At 71.9% G+C, this 1,496-nt stretch carries 1 protein-coding gene; it reads right to left on the reverse strand.

The window, feature by feature from the left end:
* Positions 1 to 329: 329 nt before the first annotated feature.
* Positions 330 to 1,235 (reverse strand): YitT family protein, encoded by a 906-nt coding sequence (locus FDZ70_10555; protein TLM66264.1) that lies wholly within the window; start codon positions 1,233 to 1,235, stop codon positions 330 to 332.
* Positions 1,236 to 1,496 lie beyond the last annotated feature (261 nt).

Raw genomic sequence — 1,496 nt, forward strand, 5'->3', positions numbered from 1 at the left:
CCTGTGGAGGGTGCCGGACGTCTGGCTCGTGGCCTCGCCGCACGTGCTCGGCGAGGCCCGCCGCAACGTGCGCGACGCCGCTGCGGACCGGCTCGAGGCGCTCATCGCGTCGATGGCGGTACTGCCGACCGAGCCTGCCGACTTCGAGGTCGACGGCGACCCGGGCCTTCCCGAGAAGGACCGTCCGGTGCTTCTCGGGGCAATCGCCGCGAGATCGCACTACCTGCTCACGGGCGATGTCGGGCACTTCGGGCACTGCATGGGCCGGCGGATCCACGGCGTCCTGGTGACCACGCCAGGTGCCTACCTCCGCTCGCGTCGGCCGTAGCCTACCCCCTCGGCGACTTGAACCCCTCGCCGATGGCCTCGTGCACGTCGGAGATGATCACGAGAGCGCCCGGGTCCACCGACGCCACGAGCCGCTTCAGGTCGTCGAGCTGGTTGCGCGAGACCACCGTGAACACCATCTCGCGCGACTCGCCGGTGTACAGCCCGCGCGCCGCGATGCCGGTGGCGCCGCGGCCGACCTCGTAGAGCACCCCCTCGGCGATCTCGGCGTTGCGGTCCGAGATGATGAAGACCGCCTTCTCGACCGAGAAGCCCTCGAGCACGAGGTCGATGACCGCGCCACCCACGAGCACGGCGACCGCGCCGTACAGCGCGAGCCTCGCGCCGAACGCCACGCCGGCCACCGCGACCACCATCGCGTCGAGTACGAACATGATCTGCCCGACGCCGAACGAGACCTTGGGCGTGAGCAGCGCCGCGACGATATCGGTGCCGCCCGTGTTGCCGCCGCCCTTGAACACGAGCCCGATCCCGAGGCCCATCAGCGCGCCGCCGTAGAGCGAGGCGAGCAGCAGGTCGTCGGCGGCCATGTGCGGCGCGAACGGCGCGAGCGCGTCGATCGCCACCGAAAGCCCCACCAGCCCGAACAGCGTCTTCGCACCGTAGCGCCACCCGCGCGCGCGGATGACGAGCGCCAGCAACGCGACGTTCGCGACGAGCATCTGCACGCCGACCGGCGCGGTGACGCCCTGCCCCTTCGCCAGGTGGTAGACCACCGTGGCGATGCCCGACAGCCCGCCGGCCGCGATGCGGTTCGGCACGAGGAACGAGTCGAGCCCCCACGCGGCGATCAGCACGCCGAGCGTCATGAGTGCGTAGTCGCGCACGGGGCGCGCCTTGAGGATGCGCGCGGGGTGCAGCCGCGCGAGCGGGGCGGGGACGTTCATCGGCTCACCACTCCCCTCCGATGTCGAGGCGCGGGCGCTCGCGTCGCGCGAGCAGGTGCGCGAGCACTGTCGCCGCGTCGCGGTTGACGACCTGCTCGGGAGCCAGTCCGATCTCGTCGGCCACGGCGATCGCGGCGGAGACCTCGCCCACGTGCAGGTGGAAGTGCGCGTCCGAACTGATCGCGATCGTCACGCCTGCCGCTGCGGCGTCGGCCGCGAAGTCGCGCTCGAGTGATTCCCACTGCCGCCGCGAGCCGTTGC

It is taken from the genome of Actinomycetota bacterium (genome assembly GCA_005774595.1).
Classification (GTDB): domain Bacteria; phylum Actinomycetota; class Coriobacteriia; order Anaerosomatales; family D1FN1-002; genus D1FN1-002.